Source organism: Nonomuraea sp. NPDC050680 (genome assembly GCF_040654555.1).
Classification (GTDB): Bacteria; Actinomycetota; Actinomycetes; order Streptosporangiales; family Streptosporangiaceae; genus Nonomuraea.
Map to the genome: position 1 here is coordinate 1,387,579 of NZ_JBFAIF010000001.1, position 14,587 is coordinate 1,402,165.

Sequence of the window (14,587 nt, forward strand, 5' to 3'; positions counted from 1 at the left end):
GTTGCCCAAGAGGCGCGCTCCCTCCAGGAGCGCGCAGTCAGGCCCCGACAACGCGGTTCTCAAACCACGGTCCGCCCGGCTTGCCGGACGGACGCGGCTCCGGCTTCCACCGAATCACTACCCGGCCCCGGTCGGGCGCGACGAGACTACGCCGATGTCCGCTTTACCTAGGTAAACACAGGGGACCGAAGACGCTGATTGCTCGCGCCAATATCACCGCGCCAGATCAGCCGGGCGGCCACCGCAGATCGCGCCCGCCGAGCACGTGGGCGTGCACGTGGAAAACCGTCTGCCCGGCGCCCGGCCCGGTGTTGAAGACCACCCGGTAGCCGCGCTCGGCCACGCCCTCCTGCACGGCCACGGCGTGCGCGGTCTTGAGCACGTCGTCGGCCAGGCCGTCGTCGGCCCGGGCCAGGGCGGCCGCGTCGGCGTGGTGCTCCCTGGGGATGACCAGCACGTGCGTGGGCGCCTGCGGGTTGATGTCGCGGAAGGCCAGCGCCCGGTCGTTCTCGAGGACGATCTCGGCCGGGATCTCCTTGGCCACGATCTTGCAGAAGAGGCAGTCGGTCACAGGCAGCACCCTACCCACAGGGCTCGCCCTCCTCGGTCCTTCCCAGCTTCGCCGCCTCCAGCTCGTCGGCGATGATCCCGATGTCGTGAAGGGTCGGCTCCTCCGCGGCGAAGAGGTACTTCGTCACGCACGCCCTGAACACCTCGCTGAACCGGGTGTAGTGCTCCAGCTTGGGCCGCGTGGCCGTCGGCAGTGACTCCTTGATCGCGGAGGCCAGTCGCTGGAGGTCGTCGCGCGTCGGCGGGGTGCCCGTCTCGCGCGCGTCGGCCTCGGGGCAGGCGGCCACGTCCTCGTAGGCGGCCTCGACGACCGGGGCGTAGCCGCCGCAGGCGAACAGCTGCCGCTGGCTGTCCGGCTGGAGGAGGTATTTCACGAACTTGAGGACGCTGTCGTACTTGGTGGATCTGGCGGTGATGGCGAGGTTCGAGCCGCCGAGCGTCGCCGGGCCGGGCAGCTTCGACAGCTTGAAGGGCGTCCTGCCGTCGGTGATCAGCTGCAGATCCGCGTACGGCCAGTGCCGAAGGTATCCGGCACCCCCGTCGGCGAAGGCGGCCAGGCTTTCGGCCTCCTTGTCCTTCCAGGAGTCCCCGAGCGTCTGGTCACTCTGCCACTGCCGCATCCATCGCAGCGCGTCGAGCGCCTTCTGGCTGTTGGGCTTCTGGTCGAGCACGATCTCGCCGTCGTCGTCCACCACGGTGGCGCCGTAGGCGCGGAGCAGTTCGAGCAGCCCCACGGTCCTGCCCTCGAAGTCGGCGAGTTGGGCCAGATATCCGCCGCGGCCATAACTGGCCCCGGCCTGGCGCGCCGCATGCCAGAGCTGGTCCCAGCTCGTCGGCTCCGGCAGGTCGGCCCTGCGGTACAGCAGCCCCACGTCCACCGCGAACGGCAGCGCGTACTGCTTGCCGTCCCACTGACCGCTCTCGCGCGCCTGGCGTACCAGACCCGAGGGGACGTCCTCGGGCCGGATCTCGCTGAGCAGGCCGGCGGCGGCGAACTCGGCCGTCGAGGCCATGTCGATGATCAGCAGGTCGTAGGCCTGGCACGGGTCGGCCTGGGCGGCGGCCAGCATCTCGTCGCGCTTGAGGTCGGCCACCCTGGAGATCTCGATCATCTGGACGAGCGGGCCCTTCCAGCGGCGGATCAGCTCCCTGCGCGCGCCGCCGACGCTCACGTCGTCGCCGGTGGCGACCCTGATCACGTCGTCGTCCACGCACTGCTCCGCGGGCGCCGGCCGCTCCTTGACGCCGGCCACGCCGAGCGTGAGCAGCACCCCCGCCGCCGCGCCCACGGCCGCGGCCCGCCATCGCCGTACGGTCACTTGCTCTCCCGCCACAGCTCCGTCAGCTCCTTGTCGACCTCGTCGACCTGGTCCTGGTACGGCGTCGCGGCCTCGGCCCGGCTGATGGCCGCGCACTTGACCACCTCGCCGACGGCCTTGACCAACCGCTCGATGTGGTCCGCGTCGCACCGCTGTTCCCCGGTGAGCAGCAGCCGCACCCTGAGCCCCTTCACCTTCCGCAGGGCGGCCACCGTACGGCCGAGGTCGCCCGCCTGGTGACCGCCGTCGGTCAGCATGACCACGACCGGGTTGGGGGTGTCCGCGAGCAGAGGCGCCCCCTGCGCCAGCACGTCCCCGAGCGGAGCGTCGCGCCCGTGTACGGCCAGCGTCCCCAGCCGTCCGGCCACCTGAGCCGGGCCCGTCACCAGAGTCTCGCCGATCCCGCCGGAGTCGGAGAAGGTGGCCAGCCGGACCGTGTCGCGGCCCTCGCGCAGCCGCCTGAGCAAGGTGCTGGCCCCTGAGCTGGCCCTCTGCAGCGCGGTGCCGCCCGTGATCGGATTGCCCATCGAGCCCGACGCGTCGACCAGCAGCAGGAACGACGTCTCGGGATGCGCCTTGCCGAGACGGTCGATCAGCCGGGCCGGTTCGACGGTGGCCGGTTCGACGCTGTCGGCCTGCCCCGAGTCGAGCTCCCTGCCAAGGGGCATGGGCTCCTTACGGTCGGACACGCCCGCCGAGTCGCGGTAACCGTAGGGGGCGAGCTTGTCCTGGGCGAGCCAGTCGTGGAAGTCGATCGCCGCCCGCTCACGCGCGTCGTTCCACTGGTCGGCCCACCTCAACCGGACGTAGCGGTAGCTGAGGGTGGGCAGTCCGTCGAGCCGGTGCCAGGACAGGCCGGCCGTCTGTCGCCCCGCACCGCACGCGCCCAGGTCCTGGTGCTTGTTGACCGCGTAGACGAGGTGCTCCGGCACGATCATGGCGAGCGATTCCTTGGCGGTGTCGAAGCGGTCGCGGGCGTAGCAGAGGAGGCCGGCGGCGTCGGAGAGCGGGAGGTTCGGCGGGGTGTAGGCGATCTCGTCGGAGATGTCCTTGGAGGTGTCGGCGCCGTAGAGCCCGGCGCTGGCGATGAGCCCGATCTCCGACAGATCGGCGCGCGGCCTGGCCAGGGGCGCTCCGACGCTCTCCAGCCAGGCCCGCATCCCGGGCAGGTCCGTGGGCGGGGACTGCGTGCCCAGCCGCGCCTCCAGCGCGGGTGTGAACGCGACCAGCAGCGCGGAGGTGGCCACCGGGGACATCCGGTCGAACGTGACCTGGCCCAGGTTGGCGAACGCCTGGCGGAGATACTCCTCGGTGGCCGCGCTGGAGGGGATCCAGATGTCGGGGTGGACCGCGATCAGCGCGCGATAGGTGCTGCTGTTCCAGGAGGCGGGGTCGTTCCACTCCTTGTTGGCGGCCTGGGACATGGTGGCGAGCGGCGGCTGGGGCGTCACGGAGAACCGCACGCGCGGGCAGCCGCGCAGGTCGGCGCTCTCGTCGGCGTAGCGGCGGCCGGCCGCCTGGAGGGCGGCCACGTTCTCGGCGGAGGTGAGCACCCGCAGCTCCAGCGGCTGGTCACAGGGGGTGGAGAGTACCCAGCCCAGTCCGATCCGCACCAGCGGCCCGCCCACCAGCACGAGCACCACCGCGAGCACCCCGGCGACGAACCCGAGCGCCCCGGCCGTCAAGGGCCCGGTACGCCGGCTCACCCACTCGACGGCGGCCCTGACCAGCAGGGCGACGAACACGATCAGCCGCCATACCCTGCCGAAGAACGCCCTCAGCAGAGTGCCGAGCCACGCGACGGCCGTCCCGACCGGGCCGAGCCGGAGGCCGAGCAGAACCGCCACCACGAGAACGGTCAGGACCAGGATCACCACGGCGGCCACGATGAACACCACGCGCCCGACCGCGCCGCCACCCAGCAGTGGCGCCGCCACGGCCCCCAGGAAGGCCCAAAGCGGCGTCACGATGGCAGCCACGTCCTTCAACCGCTCGCTCCGAGCGGCCGGGGCGGCTCTGCGGGGTGCCTGGGGGTGCATTCTCCCTCGATCCTAGATCGGACGGAATCTGCTGTCTCCGTTGCGAATCGGTAATCCGCTGTGCCGTGCGTCCGAAGATCCTCGCGGTTAGGGTTAGTGTGCGAGACTGCCGAAAAATAAGACGATTCAGGGTCGGGCGAAGCCACCTGGCGAGGACACGACTGGCTAATGCCCTCTAAGGAACCGCAAGAGCGTAAACCCTCCGGGAAGGCCGCGCGTCCCAATGATGTGACCACCGAAACCCTCTTGGCCGACAGGTCGCTGGGGGCGGTGCCGGTCGGGTGGGACGCCGACATGGCCGTGACCGCGCTTTACAGTGCGCACTTTCGGTCATTAGTGCGTCTCGCCGTGTTGCTGGTGCGAGACATGGCAACCGCGGAAGAAGTCGTGCAGGACACGTTCGTCGCCATCCACGGCGCTTGGCGCAGACTGCGCGATCCCGACAAAGCACTTGCCTACCTGCGGCAATCCGTCGTCAACCGGTCCCGTTCCGTGCTGCGTCACCGCGCGGTCGTCGAGAAGTACGCGCCCAAGGGCCTGCCCGATGCTCCGAGCGCCGAGAACGGCGCGATCGGCGAGCTCGAACGCACCGCTGTCATCGAAGCGCTAAGGTCCCTGCCAACACGTCAGAGAGAGGCACTCGTCCTTCGCTACTACGGTGATCTGTCCGAGGCTGAGATCGCCCACGCCATGGGCATCAGCAAGGGTGCGGTCAAGAGCCACACAGCTCGTGGCATGGCCGCCTTGCGATCCGTCCTGGAGAAAATGTCATGACCCAGTCCCCCGACGAGTACGGCGACGTCCTGCGCCGTGTGCTCCGCGCGGAGGCGGACACGGTCGTGCCCTCGCCGGAAGGACTGGAGATCATCCGCGCTCGCATCGAGCGGCGCGGGGTGCGCAACCTGTTCTGGTGGCGAGCGGGCGCCGCCGCTGCCAGCGCGCTGCTGGTGGCGGGCACGATCGTGATGGTCGTCCCCGAGCTGCGCCACAAGGTCATCCAGCAGGAGACCGTCGAGCAGGTCAGAGACACCAGGTCCAAGCCGCCGGCCAACTCCTCGACCAGCCGGCCCGCCTCTCCGAAGCCGAGCCCGCCGCCGGACGATCCGCCCGCCGTGGTGCCCGCCCCGATCACCTCCGCGCCGCTGCCCGCCTCGGAGACCGCCAGGTCCACCAGCAAGCCGACGCCCAAGGCGACACCGACCCCCACGTGCCCGACCCCCACCGGACCGACCCCCACCGGACCGACCCCCACCGAGGAGCAGCCGCCGAAGGACTGCCCCACGGACGAGGAGACGCCCACTCCGACGCCTACGCCCACCCCCACGCCGTCGGACACGAGCATGCCCGGTGGGCCCTGCCCGGTCGAGGAGTGCCCGCCGACCGACATCGACACAACGGCCAACACCTTCGCCAGCCCCCTCGGCGGCACCCCCCTCGCCACACCGTGAGCACCGTTCGCGACTGAGAGCTCACCAGCATCCGGTTCGCGGCTGAGAGCTCACCAGCGTCCGGTTCGCGCCACTACTCACCAGCGTCCGGTTCGCGCCATGAGTACGGCCGCCGCCGCCACCCCCGCCGTCGAGGTACGCAGCACCGTGGGGCCGAGCAGCACCGGCACCGCCTTCGCCGCCCTGAACCCGGCCAGCTCCGCGTCCGAGACACCCCCTTCGGGCCCCACCACGACGACGATGTCGCCCCCGGCGGGCAGCGTCACGCCCGACAGCGGCTCGGCGGCCTCCTCATGCAGCACCAGACCGAGCGCCGCGCCGCCGAGCAGCGCCTCGACCCCGGTCGTGGACACCGGCGCGGCCACCTCCGGCAGGTGGAACCTGCGGGCCTGCTTGCCCGCCTCCCGGGCCGTCGAACGCCATTTGGCCAGCGACTTGGCCGCCCTGTCGCCCTTCCACTGGGTGACGCTGCGGGCCGCCGCCCAGGGCAGGATCACGTCGACGCCCGCCTCGGTCATCATCTCGACGGCCAGCTCGCCCCTGTCGCCCTTCGGCAGCCCCTGGACGACGATCAGCCTGGGCTCGGGCGGCGGCACCTCGTAGCGGCCCAGCACGTCGAGTCTGAGCGCGTCCTTCAGCGCCTCACGTACCACGCACTCGGCGACCGCGCCGGCCCCGTCCGTCAGGTCGATCCGCTCACCGGCGCGCAGGCGCCGGACCGAGGCCGCGTGGCGCCCTTCAGGACCGTCGAGGACCAGCTCGGGCCCGGTGCGGTCGGCGAGGCCGTCGGCCAGGAATACCGGCACGGTCACCGGCGATCACCCCAAAGATTTTCACGTTCAGTAGCCATAGGATCACGAAACGATTAAGGTTGGCCGAGATCGCACCTTCCTGAGGTCACTCTACGAGGGGTTAGAGCGGTCAACGACCCCCTCCTGAAGGAGAAGGCTTGAGGTGCCGCCAGGTGCTTTGAAGCCCCGCGTTGACCAGCCCTAGTCATCGCCGTTGGAGGTGCAAATCCAGATGGCTACCTTTCACGCAGGACCGCAGACCCACCAGCGAATGCTTCCTCAGTTCGCTGCTCTGGAATCCGTGGGAGCAGACACGCCCGAGGGTGGGCACGAAACGGCTCACGGACGCGCGGCAGGCCGCGCACCCGATGTGGAAGCTGGGCGAGGGGAGATCCGCCGTAGCGCACCAGTCGGCGGGCGTCACCCCGACCCGGAGCAGTCCGGGAAGGGCGGAAGGGTCCTTACAGACCCGTACGTTTTCGTGCTCGATCGCGACGGGAAACCGTTGCAGCCCTGCCGGCCCGGCCGGGCCCGGCAGTTCCTCAAAGCGGGCCGGGCGGTGGTGGTCCGGCACACCCCGTTCGTCATCCGCCTGACCGGCCGCACGGTGGCCGACTCCACGGTCGCCGGGGTTGAGGTCGGCCTCGACCCCGGCTCCAGGCACACCGGCATCGCCGTCTTCACCGAACGGGGCGGCAGCCGCACCGGAAAATACAGTATTCAACTCGACTACCGGGGCACGGTGATCCGCGACAAGCTCACCGCCCGCTCCAACTACCGGCGCGGCAGAAGGTCGCGCAAGCTGCGCTACCGCGCTCCTCGATTCCTCAACCGCACCAAACCCAAAGGCTGGCTCGCGCCGTCCCTGCGGCACCGCGTGGACACCACCATGTCGTGGGTGGCCCGGCAGAGGCGCTGGGCGCCCGTGCGCGCCATCCACGTCGAACGCGTCACCTTCGACACCCACGCCATATCGGCGGGCAAGCCGCTGGAAGGCATCGACTACCAGCAGCAGTTCCTGCGCAGCAAGCCCGCACGGCTGGCGCGCATCCTCCAGCAGGCCAAGGCCCCGCTCCGGGATGCCGCGGCGGTCAACGCCACCCGCTGGGCGCTGTGGCGAGCGCTGACCGCGACCACTCTGCCCGTGGCCACCGGTTCGGGTGGGCGCACCAAGTGGAACCGCTCCCGCACGAACGCGCCGAAGTCCCACACCCTGGACGCCCTGCACGTCGGCGAACTCGGGCAGGTGACCGGGTGGCCGGGCCGCGTCCTGGTGGTCCGGGCCACCGGCCGCGGCCTCTACCGCCGAACCCGCACCGACCGGTACGGGTTCCCCCGCCTGCGACTTCCCCGCATCAAGCACGTCCACGGCTTCGCCACCGGCGACCTCGTTCGCGCCACCCTCACCACAGGCAAGCACGCCGGAATCCACACCGGACGTGTCGCCGTCCGCACCACAGGCTCCTTCAACATCACCACCGCGACCGGCATCCGCCAAGGCATCAACCACAAGCACATCCGCCTACTCCAAAGAGCCGACGGCTACAGCTACACCACAAGGCAGGAGAACACCACTGAACGGTGAACCTCAGGGCACACTCAAGCCCTCAAGGACCTTCCCACTCCCGCTCCCTCCCCGGCGTGAACGCCGGGGTATCCACGGGTGATTCTGATGACGTTCATGTCCAGGAACACCCGTCGCGCGCGGCGCTGGCCGTGCGCGCTGAAGACCCGGCTGACCGTCCTGCTCACCGTCCCTGCCACGATCGCCCGCGCGGCGCCGCGCCGGCTCGCCGGGAAGGCCCCGGACACGACGGAGCCCGCGACTGAGGAGCCCCACCGGCCCACCGGCCGGCCGCGCCGGCCGCCCGATCCCGTCGCCGTACGCGACGTGCTCCGCTCGGCCCTGAGCGCGGCCGGGTCGGGCCGCGCGGTGCTGGGCGAAGTGGACGACGCCCTGCTCAGGGGCACGGCCGTCGCCGAGATCGCGCACCTGGTGACCGAACTGGTCGACAACGCGCTGACCTGCTCGCCCCCCGACACCGAGGTGGAGATCCGGGCCAGCACCCGCGAGGGCGAGTGCCACATCGCGATCGTCGACCAGGGCGTGGGGATGACCGAGGGAGAGCGCGCGGCCGCCAACGCCCGGCTCCGCGGCGAACGGCGCTTCTTCGCCGCCCCCACCCGCTACCTCGGCCACTACGTGGTGGGCAGGCTGGCCGAGCGGCTCGGCGTGCGCGTGTGGCTGGATGAGTCGCCGCCACACGGCATCACCGCCCGGGTGGCCCTCCCGGGCGAGTTGCTGGTGCCGTCACGAGTCAACGGCCATTGACCGCCTCCTGCTCAACGGCCGTTTGCTCAACGGCCGTTGAACGCGTCCCGCAGCCGTGAGAAGAACCCCTGCTGCCCGGGGGCGAACTTCCCGGGCGGCCGCTCCTCGCCACGCTGCTTGGCCAGCTCGCGCAGCAGTTCCTCCTGCGCCGGGTCGAGCCGCAGCGGGGTCTCCACGTTGACGTGGATGAGCAGGTCGCCGCGGCCCGTCTCGTTGAGCCGCTGCACGCCCCTGCCGTACATCGTGATGACCTGGCCCGACTGCGTGCCCGGCCGCACGTCGATCTCCTCGGAGCCGTCGAGCGTCTCCACGGCGAGGTTGGTGCCGAGCGCGGCGGCCGTCATCGGGATCTGGACCGTGCAGTGCAGATCGTCGCCGCGCCGCTCGAAGATCTCGTGCGGACGCTCGACGATCTCCAGGAACAGGTCTCCAGGCGGGCCGCCGCCGGGGCCGATCTCGCCCTCGCCGGCGAGCTGGATGTGCGTGCCGTCCTCGACGCCCGCGGGGATGCGGACCTTGATCGTACGGCGGGTGCGTACGCGGCCGTCACCCGAGCACTCCTGGCACGGGTGGCGGATGATCGTCCCGAAGCCGCCGCACTGGGGGCACGGCCTGGAGGTCATGACCTGGCCCAGGAACGACCGGGTGACCTGGGAGATCTCGCCGCGCCCGTTGCACATGTCACAGGTGTCGGGGTGGGTGCCGGACGCGGCGCCCGCGCCCTGGCAGACCTCGCAGAGCACGGCCGTGTCGACGACCAGCTCGCGGGTGGTGCCGAAGGCGGTCTCGCTCAGGTCGAGCTCGACGCGGATGGTCGCGTTGCGCCCTCTCCTGGCCCGCGAGCGGGGTCCGCGCGCGCCGCCGGCCGTGCCGAAGAAGGCGTCCATGATGTCGCTGAACGGGAAGCCCGCGCCGAAGCCGGCCGCTCCCTGCCCCGCGCCCGCGCCGCCGAAGGGGTCGCCGCCCAGGTCGTACATCTGACGCTTGTTGGCGTCGGACAGCACCTCGTAGGCCTGCGTGATCTCCTTGAACCGCTCCTGGGTCGCGGGGTCCGGATTGACGTCGGGATGGAGTTCGCGGGCAAGCCTGCGGTAGGCCTTCTTGATCTCTTCCTGACTGGCGTCACGGCGCACCCCGAGGGTGGCGTAGTAGTCGCTGTTTGCCACTTATCGACCTCTTATGATGCAGCCAGGATCTGGCTGACGTAGCGTGCCACCGCGCGCACGGCGCCCATCGTCACGGGATAGTCCATCCTCGTGGGGCCTAGCACGCCTAGCCGGGCCAGTTCGTTGTCGCCAGAACCGTACCCGGTTGCGACGATCGACGTGCCACGGAGGAACGGGTTCTCCGAGCCGATGCGCACGGTGAGCGTGGACGGGGTGTCTGTGGAAGTCTCGCCGAGCAGCCGCATGAGCACGACCTGCTCTTCCAGTGCTTCGAGCACGTCGCGCAGCCCGGTCGAGAAGTCGGCCCCGGCGAGGTTGGCCGCACCGGCGAACACGATCTTCTCATCATGGCGCTCGACCAGCGTCTCGAGGAGCACCGACAGGATAGTGGCCACCACGGGACGGTCTTCGACGGGCAGCCGCTCCGGCAGGTCGGCGACCTGATCGGGGACGTTGAGCAGGCCACAGCCGTCGAGGGAGGCGTTGAGCACCGCGCGCAGGTGCGCGATGCGGGTGTCCTCCACCACTTCGGGCAGCTCGACCACCCGCTGCTCGACGCGGCCCGTGTTGGTGATCAGCACGAGCATGACCCGCCGATCATGCAGCGGTACGAGCTCGACGTGCCTGACCGTCGAGCGGGTCAGCGTCGGGTATTGCACGACCGCCACCTGCCGGGTGAGCTGCGCGAGCAGCCGTACCGTGCGGGTGACCACGTCGTCGAGGTCGACCGCGCCGGCGAGGAACGTCTCGATCGCCCGGCGCTCCGCCCCGGAGAGCGGCTTGACCTGCGAGAGCCGGTCGACGAACAGGCGATAGCCCTTGTCCGTCGGCACGCGGCCCGCGCTGGTGTGCGGCTGGGTGATGTAGCCCTCCTCCTCCAGAGCGGCCATGTCGTTCCTGACCGTCGCTGGGGAGACCTTCAGGTTGTGGCGTTCGGCGAGCGCCCTGGAGCCCACCGGCTCGTTGGTGGACACGTAGTCTTCGACAATGGCGCGGAGCACCGCCAGCTTCCTATCGTCGAGCACGCGCTCACCTCCTACCTCTGCCTTTCAGGAAACGACAGGTCTAGCACTCTGTGTTCCCGAGTGCCAAGTGTACGGCTCCCGCCCACAAGGTGCGATAACACCGGAGCTAGCGAGTGGCTGCCCATAGGGCGCACACTGGCCGATATGACCGATGACTCCCAGCCCCCCTCCTACGGTCCACCGCCGGGACAGGGTCCGTACCAGGGGCAACCTCCCCAGTTCGGGCCGCCGCCGCCCCAATATGGTCCGCCGCAATACGGCCAGCAGCCATACCAGTCCGGCCCCTACGGGCAGCAGCAGCCGTACCAGCCCGGACCTTACGGCACGCCGCAGCGGTTCGGCCCTCAGGTTGACCCGAAGTTGATCAGACCGCGGTTGCGGTGGATCGCGGTCGCCTGGGGACTGGCCCTGCTCGCCGGCCTGGTCGGGGTGGGAGTGTTCGTGAGCGGCATCCTGAACACGGTGGGCGCGGTGGCCCCGTCCAAGACGTTCGCGGCGGGCCAGAGCGTTACCGTGCCACTGGACCCGGCGGACAAGCCGGTGGTGTACCTCGCCAGCGAGAGCCAGGTCCACTACATGTGCCGGATCGACGGCGGTCCCGGTCAGGCCAGGCTCGCCAGGACGTCCGGCACCGAGCGGGTCACCATCAACGGCACGCAGTGGCAGCTCATCCTCGTGGTCAACGCGCCGGCCAAGGGCGACTACCAGTTCACCTGCACGACCCAGGAGCCGACGAACGTGCGCTTCGGCGTCGGCCGCGACTTCGCCTCCGCCGCGGGCGGCCTGGTGGGCGGCGTGGCGGCACTGCTGGTGATCCCGGGTCTGGGCGTGCTGGCCGCCGTCATCGTGACCATCATGGTGATGACCCGGCGCAGCTCTCATCGCAAGCGCCTTGCGGCGGGCGGGTGATTTGCTACGGTCCCCGTGTGTACGAGGGCGATGTTCTAGCGGGGAATTGGCGGCGGCCGGGCAAGGGCAAGATCCCACAGGTGCCCGCCGAACTCGATCTGGTTGTGGAGGACGCCGAGAGCGGCTTCTGCGGCGCCGTGGTGGCCTGCGGCAAGGAGGCCGTCACGCTGGAGGACCGCTTCGGCAAGCGCCGCCTGTTCCCGTTCGCGCCCGCCGCGTTCCTGCTGGACGGCAAGGTCGTGACGCTCGTACGGCCGGCCGCCCCGGCGGTGTCGAACCCCAGGCGGAGCGCGTCCGGCTCGATAGCCGTGGAGGGCCTGCGGGCCAAGGTTGCCAAGGAGAGCCGTATCTACGTGGAAGGCGTGCACGACGCCGCCCTCGTGGAGAAGATCTGGGGCCACGACCTCCGGGTGGAGGGCGTCGTGGTCGAGTACCTGGAGGGCGTGGACGACCTGCCCGCGATCGTCGCCGAGTTCGGGCCGTCGCCGGAGCGTAGGCTGGGCGTGCTGGTCGACCATCTCGTGCCGGGCTCCAAGGAGAGCCGGATCGCCGCTCAGGTGACCTCGCCCCACGTGCTCGTCGTGGGCCATCCCTACGTGGACATCTGGCAGGCGGTCAAGCCCTCCGTGCTGCGGATCCCGGCCTGGCCGGACGTGCCGCGCGGGGTGCCGTGGAAGGAGGGCGTGATCGCCGCCCTGGGCTGGCGGATGGAGCCGGCCGACGCGTGGCGGCGCATCCTCGGCGCCGTCTCGGCATTCACAGACCTGGAGCCCGAGCTGCTCGGCCGGGTCGAGGAACTGATCGACTTCGTTACGGAGGCACCATGAGCCAGGATCCCCCGCAGCCGCCGCCGGACGATGATGCGACGCGGCGCATCTCGCAGTCGGACATCAACCCCGAACCTCCTCGGCAACCGGAGTACGGCGGCCAGCCCGGCTCCGGTCCCGCGCCCGAGTACGGCGGCCAGCCCGGCTCCGATCCCGCGCCCGAGTATGGCGGCCAGCCTGGATCGGGTCCCGCGCCGGGATATGGCGGCCAACCCGGATCCGGTCCCGCGACCGGATCCGACGGCCAGCCCGGCTATGGTTCCGAGCCTGGGTATGGCGGCCAGCCTGGCCCCGGTCCGACGCCCGGGTATGGTTCCGGGCCTCAGGGCGGTCCTGGGTCGGGGCCGCAGGCCGGTTACGGTTACGGGCAGCCCAGTTCCGGTTACGGACAGCCGCCTGGTTACGGTTACGGCCAGTCGCCCACGCCGCCGCCCGGCTACGAGCAGCCCGGCTACGGCTACGCGGCCCCGCAGCAGCGTCCGCCGCACGTCCCCGGCGTCTACGGCCCGCGGCCGGGCAGCGACGACACCACGATGGCCATGCTGGCCCACCTGCTCGGCCTGCTCGTCTCCTGGATCGGCCCCCTGATCATCTACCTGATGAAGCGGGACGAGTCACCCTATGTCCGCGACCAGTCGGCCGAGGCGCTGAACTTCCAGATCACGATGTTCATCGGCTACGTCGTCGCGGGCCTGCTGACGGTCGTCCTGATCGGGATCATCCTGTTCCCCATCATCTGGATCGTGTCGCTGATCTTTCACATCCAGGCCGCCATCGCCGCCAACAAGGGCGAGAACTACCGCTACCCGATCGCCATCCGCATGGTCAGCTGAGCAGATCGCGTATCAGCTGGGGCAACGGTCAGGCGAGCAGATCCCGTACCAAGGCAATCGCATGGTCAGCCGAGCAGATCCCGCACCAGGGCATCGGCCATGAGCCGGCCGCGCTGGGTGAGGACCAGCCGGCCCGTCTTGAACGGCTCCGGCTCCAGCAGGCCGTCGCCCAGCGCCACCGCGACGGCCGTACGCGCGCCCGGAGCGACGTCGGCGACCGGATAGCCGGAGGCCAGCCGGAGCTCCAGCATCAGGCGTTCAGCGTCGCGGTCGTCGTCGGCGAGCACTTCGCGCGCGTGCGCGGGTGAAGTGCCCGCGGCCAGGCGCTGGGCGTAGGCGGCCGGGTGCTTGACGTTCCACCAGCGGGTGCCGCCCACGTGGCTGTGCGCGCCGGGGCCGGCGGCCCACCAGTCGCCGCCGGTCCAGTAGAGCAGGTTGTGCCGGCACCGCGCCTCGTCATCCGTGGCCCAGTTGGACACCTCGTACCAGCGGAAGCCCGCCTCCGCCAGCAGCGTGTCGGCGATCTGGTAGCGGTCGGCGGCCACGTCGTCGTCGGGCATCGGGAGCTCGCCGCGCCTGATCCTGGCGGCCAGCCGCGTGCCCTCCTCCACGATCAGCGAGTAGGCGGAGACGTGGTCGGGCTCGGCGGCGATCGCCGCCTCCAGCGACGCCCGCCAGTCGTCGTCGGACTCGCCGGGCGTGCTGTAGATCAGGTCCAGGTTGACGTGCTCGAAACCCGCCTTCTTGGCTTCTTGTACGGCCTGCGCCGCCCGGCCGGGCGTGTGCTGCCGGTCGAGCACCTTGAGCACGTGCTCCCTGGCGCTCTGCATGCCGAAGCTGACCCGGTTGAAGCCGCCGTCCAGCAGCCTGCCGAGGTAGGCCGGGTCGACCGACTCGGGATTGGCCTCGGTGGTCACCTCAGCGCCCGCCTTGAGTCCGAACTCCGCGTCGATCGCGCCGAGGATCCGGCCCAGGTCTTCCGCGGGCAGCAGGGTGGGCGTGCCGCCACCGAAGAACACGGTCTCGACCGGGAGCTCCACGTCACCGAGGACACGTCGGGCCAGCCGTACCTCCTCGATGGCCGTGTCGGCGTAGTCGCGGTGCGAGGCACCGGGGCCCAGCTCGGCGGCGGTGTAGGTGTTGAAGTCGCAGTAGCCGCAGCGCGTCACGCAGAACGGGACATGCACGTAGAAGCCGAACGGACGCTCGCCGAGACCGCGCAGCGCACTCTCGGGCAGGTCGCCGGAAGAGGGCGCGGCGTCGCCGTCGGGCAGGGTGGATGGCACGCCTCCAGTCTGCCCGCTGCCACTGACTGCCCGATCCAGCGG

The 14,587-nt window shown here is 70.6% G+C and carries 14 protein-coding genes; 7 read left to right on the forward strand and 7 right to left on the reverse strand.

The window, feature by feature from the left end:
- Positions 1 to 226: 226 nt before the first annotated feature.
- From AB0H88_RS06320 to AB0H88_RS06330, 3 genes are read right to left on the reverse strand one after another with little or no spacing between them, the layout of a single operon-like run.
- Positions 227 to 577: a histidine triad nucleotide-binding protein gene (locus AB0H88_RS06320; RefSeq protein WP_357642020.1), complete on the reverse strand. Its 351-nt coding sequence runs from the start codon at positions 575 to 577 to the stop codon at positions 227 to 229.
- A 4-nt stretch (positions 578 to 581) separates the two neighbouring features.
- The gene (locus tag AB0H88_RS06325) at positions 582 to 1,904 is read right to left on the reverse strand and encodes an extracellular solute-binding protein (RefSeq protein WP_357641852.1); all 1,323 of its coding nucleotides are present in this window, start codon (positions 1,902 to 1,904) and stop codon (positions 582 to 584) included.
- On the reverse strand, positions 1,886 to 3,868 hold the full coding sequence (locus tag AB0H88_RS06330; protein WP_357641854.1) for a vWA domain-containing protein: 1,983 nt from the start codon (positions 3,866 to 3,868) through the stop codon (positions 1,886 to 1,888). Before AB0H88_RS06330 ends, AB0H88_RS06325 begins: the two co-directional genes overlap by 19 nt.
- 354 nt (positions 3,869 to 4,222) lie before the next feature.
- On the opposite strand from AB0H88_RS06330, the gene AB0H88_RS06335 reads away from it, so the two are divergent.
- Positions 4,223 to 4,702 carry a SigE family RNA polymerase sigma factor gene (locus tag AB0H88_RS06335; protein WP_214638568.1) on the forward strand — a complete coding sequence of 160 codons (480 nt, stop codon included), beginning with the start codon at positions 4,223 to 4,225 and terminating at the stop codon, positions 4,700 to 4,702.
- Positions 4,699 to 5,376 (forward strand): hypothetical protein, encoded by a 678-nt coding sequence (locus AB0H88_RS06340; RefSeq protein ID WP_357641856.1) that lies wholly within the window; start codon positions 4,699 to 4,701, stop codon positions 5,374 to 5,376. The genes AB0H88_RS06335 and AB0H88_RS06340 overlap by 4 nt, the downstream gene beginning before the upstream one ends.
- A gap of 77 nt (positions 5,377 to 5,453) precedes the next feature.
- Here AB0H88_RS06340 and AB0H88_RS06345 read toward each other — a convergent pair whose 3' ends face one another.
- Positions 5,454 to 6,188 carry a 16S rRNA (uracil(1498)-N(3))-methyltransferase gene (locus AB0H88_RS06345; RefSeq protein WP_357641858.1) on the reverse strand — a complete coding sequence of 245 codons (735 nt, stop codon included), beginning with the start codon at positions 6,186 to 6,188 and terminating at the stop codon, positions 5,454 to 5,456.
- Positions 6,189 to 6,648: 460 nt separating this feature from the next.
- Between AB0H88_RS06345 and iscB the strand changes: the two genes are divergently transcribed.
- On the forward strand, positions 6,649 to 7,752 hold the full coding sequence (gene iscB, locus AB0H88_RS06350; RefSeq protein ID WP_357641860.1) for an RNA-guided endonuclease IscB: 1,104 nt from the start codon (positions 6,649 to 6,651) through the stop codon (positions 7,750 to 7,752).
- A gap of 96 nt (positions 7,753 to 7,848) precedes the next feature.
- Positions 7,849 to 8,499 carry an ATP-binding protein gene (locus AB0H88_RS06355; RefSeq protein WP_357641861.1) on the forward strand — a complete coding sequence of 217 codons (651 nt, stop codon included), beginning with the start codon at positions 7,849 to 7,851 and terminating at the stop codon, positions 8,497 to 8,499.
- A 26-nt stretch (positions 8,500 to 8,525) separates the two neighbouring features.
- Here AB0H88_RS06355 and dnaJ read toward each other — a convergent pair whose 3' ends face one another.
- Together dnaJ and hrcA are read right to left on the reverse strand one after the other, a co-directional pair.
- Complete coding sequence (gene dnaJ / locus AB0H88_RS06360) at positions 8,526 to 9,665, reverse strand: molecular chaperone DnaJ (RefSeq protein WP_357641863.1); 1,140 nt, start codon at positions 9,663 to 9,665, stop codon at positions 8,526 to 8,528.
- 11 nt (positions 9,666 to 9,676) lie between these two features.
- Entirely contained in the window at positions 9,677 to 10,690 is a 1,014-nt protein-coding gene (gene hrcA, locus AB0H88_RS06365) for a heat-inducible transcriptional repressor HrcA (RefSeq protein ID WP_357641865.1), read from the reverse strand.
- 144 nt (positions 10,691 to 10,834) lie between these two features.
- On the opposite strand from hrcA, the gene AB0H88_RS06370 reads away from it, so the two are divergent.
- The 3 genes from AB0H88_RS06370 to AB0H88_RS06380 are packed head-to-tail and all read left to right on the forward strand — an operon-like array spanning position 10,835 to position 13,259.
- Positions 10,835 to 11,599, forward strand: a complete 765-nt coding sequence (locus tag AB0H88_RS06370) for a hypothetical protein (protein WP_357641867.1) — start codon at positions 10,835 to 10,837, stop codon at positions 11,597 to 11,599.
- A 17-nt stretch (positions 11,600 to 11,616) separates the two neighbouring features.
- Complete coding sequence (locus tag AB0H88_RS06375; protein ID WP_357641869.1) at positions 11,617 to 12,426, forward strand: DUF3097 domain-containing protein; 810 nt, start codon at positions 11,617 to 11,619, stop codon at positions 12,424 to 12,426.
- Positions 12,423 to 13,259 carry a DUF4870 domain-containing protein gene (locus AB0H88_RS06380; protein ID WP_357641871.1) on the forward strand — a complete coding sequence of 279 codons (837 nt, stop codon included), beginning with the start codon at positions 12,423 to 12,425 and terminating at the stop codon, positions 13,257 to 13,259. Before AB0H88_RS06375 ends, AB0H88_RS06380 begins: the two co-directional genes overlap by 4 nt.
- A gap of 65 nt (positions 13,260 to 13,324) precedes the next feature.
- Here the strand turns inward: AB0H88_RS06380 and hemW are convergent, their stop codons facing one another.
- Positions 13,325 to 14,545, reverse strand: a complete 1,221-nt coding sequence (hemW, locus tag AB0H88_RS06385) for a radical SAM family heme chaperone HemW (RefSeq protein WP_357641873.1) — start codon at positions 14,543 to 14,545, stop codon at positions 13,325 to 13,327.
- Positions 14,546 to 14,587: the final 42 nt, after the last annotated feature.

Coding starts and splice junctions, on each gene's coding strand:
- AB0H88_RS06370 (WP_357641867.1), top strand. CDS start 10,835: ATGACCGATGACTCCCAGCCCCCCTCCTACGGTCCACCGCCGGGACAG.
- AB0H88_RS06380 (WP_357641871.1), top strand. CDS start 12,423: ATGAGCCAGGATCCCCCGCAGCCGCCGCCGGACGATGATGCGACGCGG.
- AB0H88_RS06340 (WP_357641856.1), top strand. CDS start 4,699: ATGACCCAGTCCCCCGACGAGTACGGCGACGTCCTGCGCCGTGTGCTC.
- AB0H88_RS06335 (WP_214638568.1), top strand. CDS start 4,223: ATGGCCGTGACCGCGCTTTACAGTGCGCACTTTCGGTCATTAGTGCGT.
- AB0H88_RS06355 (WP_357641861.1), top strand. CDS start 7,849: ATGTCCAGGAACACCCGTCGCGCGCGGCGCTGGCCGTGCGCGCTGAAG.